Source organism: Brevundimonas sp. (assembly GCF_036399195.1).
Taxonomy (GTDB): domain Bacteria; phylum Pseudomonadota; class Alphaproteobacteria; order Caulobacterales; family Caulobacteraceae; genus Brevundimonas.
Genome location: NZ_DASWNO010000142.1, coordinates 1 through 3530, shown reverse-complemented (window position 1 = coordinate 3530; position 3530 = coordinate 1). Strand labels below are relative to the sequence as shown.

6 protein-coding genes are annotated in these 3530 nt (G+C 69.9%); 3 read left to right on the top strand and 3 right to left on the bottom strand.

The window, feature by feature from the left end:
- From VGB60_RS06735 to VGB60_RS06725, 3 genes are all read left to right on the top strand, one after another.
- Positions 1–222, top strand: a 222-nt coding sequence (locus VGB60_RS06735; protein WP_331037497.1) for a homogentisate 1,2-dioxygenase domain-containing protein, incomplete at its 5' end; no start/stop codon positions are given.
- On the top strand, positions 219–605 hold the full coding sequence (locus VGB60_RS06730) for a hypothetical protein (RefSeq protein WP_331037496.1): 387 nt from the start codon (positions 219–221) through the stop codon (positions 603–605). The genes VGB60_RS06735 and VGB60_RS06730, both read left to right, overlap by 4 nt.
- Positions 606–659: 54 nt before the next feature.
- Positions 660–1463 carry a DUF1295 domain-containing protein gene (locus VGB60_RS06725; RefSeq protein ID WP_331037495.1) on the top strand — a complete coding sequence of 268 codons (804 nt, stop codon included), beginning with the start codon at positions 660–662 and terminating at the stop codon, positions 1461–1463.
- Between the two features lie 92 nt (positions 1464–1555).
- Here VGB60_RS06725 and VGB60_RS06720 read toward each other — a convergent pair whose 3' ends face one another.
- The 3 genes from VGB60_RS06720 to VGB60_RS06710 all read right to left on the bottom strand — a co-directional run.
- Positions 1556–1822 (bottom strand): hypothetical protein, encoded by a 267-nt coding sequence (locus VGB60_RS06720; protein WP_331037494.1) that lies wholly within the window; start codon positions 1820–1822, stop codon positions 1556–1558.
- Positions 1823–1910: 88 nt separating this feature from the next.
- A complete protein-coding gene (glk, locus tag VGB60_RS06715; RefSeq protein ID WP_331037493.1) occupies positions 1911–2879 on the bottom strand; it encodes a glucokinase in 969 nt (322 codons plus the stop codon).
- Positions 2876–3530: dihydroxy-acid dehydratase (locus VGB60_RS06710; protein WP_331037492.1), on the bottom strand; the 655-nt coding region annotated here is incomplete at its 5' end. The genes VGB60_RS06710 and glk, both read right to left, overlap by 4 nt.

The window sequence follows — 3530 nt, the reverse complement described above, 5'->3', positions numbered from 1 at the left end:
GCCAGTCTGCACAACTGCATGAGCGGCCACGGCCCGGATCAGGCGTCTTACGACAAGGCGGTGGCGGCGGAGCTGAAGCCGGTCAGGATCGAGAACACCCTCGCCTTCATGTTCGAGACGCGCATGCCGATCCGGACCACCGAATGGGCGCAAACCTCGCCGACGATGCAGCTGGACTACGACGACGTCTGGACCGGATTCGAGAAGGGACGGCTGGCATGAAACGCCTGTTGATCGTGGCCGCCGCTCTGCTCGCCGCTGCCTGCCAGCCCGTCGCCGAGAAGGGCGAGCTGGGCTTCGGCAATGAGCCGGCTCCCGTGCAGGTCGCCGAGAGCCCGGCCGCAGCCGACTGCCTTGCGCGCGGAGGGCGGATGCAGCCGGTCGGGCGTATGCAGACCATGCAGTGCGTGGTCCGTTACGCCGACGCCGGCAAGCGCTGCACCGACGGCGAGCAGTGCGCGGGCGAGTGCCGGGTCGCGGACGTGGCCGCTCGAGCGGTCCAGGGCGCGGCCGTGGTCGGGCAGTGCCAGGCCGACAGCAACCGCTTCGGCTGCTTCACCCGCGTTGAGGACGGCAAGGCCGAGGCTACGCTCTGCGTCGACTGAACCCCGCATACTGACCCCTGCATCCGGAGGCGGAGCGGCAGCGTTCCTTGAGCCATGAGCCTGACTGAAATCGCCGCCCTTCTGGGCCTGAACCTGGCCCTGATCGTCGCGGTGATGGTCGCCCTGTGGGGCCTGTCTCTGCGACTGAAGGACGTCAGCTTCATCGACGGGGTCTGGCCGCTGGGCATGCTGATGCTGGCCCTCGTCACCTTCGCGCGTACGGACGGCGACGCCACGCGCAAATGGCTCTTGCTGTGGCTGGTGGCGGTGTGGGCTCTGCGTCTCGGGTGGCATCTGCTTAGCCGCTGGCGCCGGCACGGGGCTGACAACCGCTATGTGGAGATCGTCGAGAACCAGGAACGGACCAAGGGCTGGTCGTTCGGCAAGACCGCCCTGCTGTTCGTCTTCCTGCCCCAAGCGGTGCTCAGCTGGCTGACCTCATTGCCGGTGCAGTTGGGTCAGGTGGCGTTCGAGCCGCAGGTCGGGTGGATCGGCTGGACCGGCGCCGTCCTGGCCGTGGTCGGCATCGGCTTCGAGAGCATCGGCGACGCCCAGCTGGCGGCGTTCAAGCGAGATCCGAAGAACAAGGGCCAGGTGTTGGACACGGGCCTGTGGCGCTGGACCCGGCACCCGAACTATTTCGGCGACGCCTGCGTCTGGTGGGGCCTGTATCTGATCGCCGCCGAGACCGGGCCGGGGCTGTGGTCGGTCGCCGGGCCGCTGTTCCTCACCTTCACCCTGACCCGCTGGTCGGGCATCGGCATCACCGAGACAGCCAGCAAGAAGTCGAAGCCCGGCTATGAGGACTACGTCCGTCGGACCAGCGCCTTCATCCCCTGGCCGCCGAAGAAGGGCTGACGCCCACGGAAAAGCCCCCGCCGCGTGCGCGACGGGGGCCTGACCGTTTCCGAAGGCGAACCGGGGATCATGAACCCCCGGGTCTCTCCGTCTTACTGGGCCGGAGCCGGGTTCGCCGTCGAGGGCGAGGTGTTCGGCGTGTTCTCGGTGGTCATGCCGCCGTCGGCGTTGCCGCCTTGCTGCTCGACCATGTCGGCCTTTTCGTTCAGGGCGGTTTCGGCGGCTTCCGTCGGAGCGGCTGCGGCCTGCTCTTCCAGAGCGTCGGCTTGGGTTTCGGCGGCCTTGTCGGCCTGGCTCTCACAAGCGGCGACGCCGGCCAGGGCGAAGGCGGCGACGGAGGCGATGATCAGTTTACGCATGAGGGATGTCCTTCCAGAGTGGAACCCACATAACTCTGCCGCACAGCTTCGGTTCACGCCTCTGTGAAAAAAATGTCGGGCAGATCACTTATCCCGTGAACGCCACCCGGGCGGCGCCGAGCAGCGCCGCCTGTTTGTGCAGGATCACCCGGGTCGGTATTCGCTCCATATAGCCTTGGTAACGGCCTTTGCGGTCGAACCGGCGCCGGAAGGGGCTCGTCTGGAGGAACGGCAGGATGCGGGGTGCGATGCCGCCCGCGACATAGACGCCGCCGCGAGCGCCCGTGATCAGGGCGATGTCTCCAGCCAGCGCGCCGAGGATGCCGCAGAAGCGCGTGAGGGTCGCCGCGGCCGGGCTGGCTGGATCGCCGAGCGCCCGTGCCGTGATCGCCGCAGGCTCGGTCAGGTCCGCATCCCGACCCTCGATCTGGGCCAGCACCGCATGCAGGGTCACGAGCCCCGGGCCGCAGATCAGCCGCTCGACCGAGACCCGGCCATAGCGAGCGCGCAGGATGCGCAGGATCTCGTCCTCCACGGCGTCGTCCGGCGCGAAACCCACATGCCCGCCTTCTGACGGTAGGGCGATCTCCCGGCCCTGCGCGTCGCGGGCGAGGGTCGCGACGCCGAACCCGGTCCCGGGCCCGACCACCGAGATTGCGGCGTGAGGGTCTCCCTGCTCCGGTCCGCCCAGCGAGGCGAGGTCGTCCGCCGGGACCAGCGGCGCGCCCCAGGCCAGGGCCTCGAAATCGTTGATCAGCCGGATCGCGCCGTGACCCAGGGAGGTCAGTTCGGCCTCCGAAATCCGCCAGGGCGAGTTGGTCAGGTCGACCTCGCCGTCGAGTATCGGCCCCGCCACCGCAAGAACGCCTCCCGCCGGCTTGGCCGGACAGCCCTCGATGAAGGCTTTGACGGCTTCGAGGAAGGTGGGGACCTGCGCGGCGGGGAAGCTCTGGTGATGCTCGAGGGCGAAGCCGCCGTCGGTGCGGCGCGCGAGGGCGAACCGGGCGTTGGTCCCGCCGACGTCGCCGACAAGGACGGTCTCGCCGGAGGCGCTCACGCGTCCACCGCGCGGTCCACGAGGTTGGGATCGGGCGGCGTGTCCGCGCCGCCGACCGCGCCGACGGCCGGCGCGAAACAGATCGACGCGCCCTCTTCGGCGGTCGAGACCACATGCCGGAAGGCGGCGAACAGCTCCCGGCCATAGCCCCAGCTCGAGGCCTCCGCGTTGGCGGGCGAGCGGTCGGCCGCAGGCCGCGCCGCCAAGTCGCCGGCGCCGACGGTGGTCAGGATTCCCGCCTCGGCGTCGAGCCGGATCACGTCGCCGTCGCGGAGATGGGCCAGAGGCCCGCCCGCCAGCGCTTCCGGCGAGACGTGGATGGCCGCCGGCGTCTTGCCCGAGGCGCCGGACATGCGGCCGTCGGTGACGAAGGCGACCCTGTAGCCGCGGTCCTGCAGCACGCTCAGGGCGGGCGACAGGCTGTGCAGCTCGGGCATGCCGTTGGCGCGCGGGCCCTGGAAGCGCAGCACCACGACCACATCGCGGTCCAGCCGGCCGTCGTTGAACGCCTTCAGCGCGTCCTCCTGCGTCTCGAACACGGCGGCGGGGGCCTCGACGATCCGGTTCTCGGGCTTGACCGCCGAGACCTTGATCACGGCGCGGCCGAGGTCGCCCTGCACCAGTCGAAGCCCGCCGTCCTTCTGGAAGGGA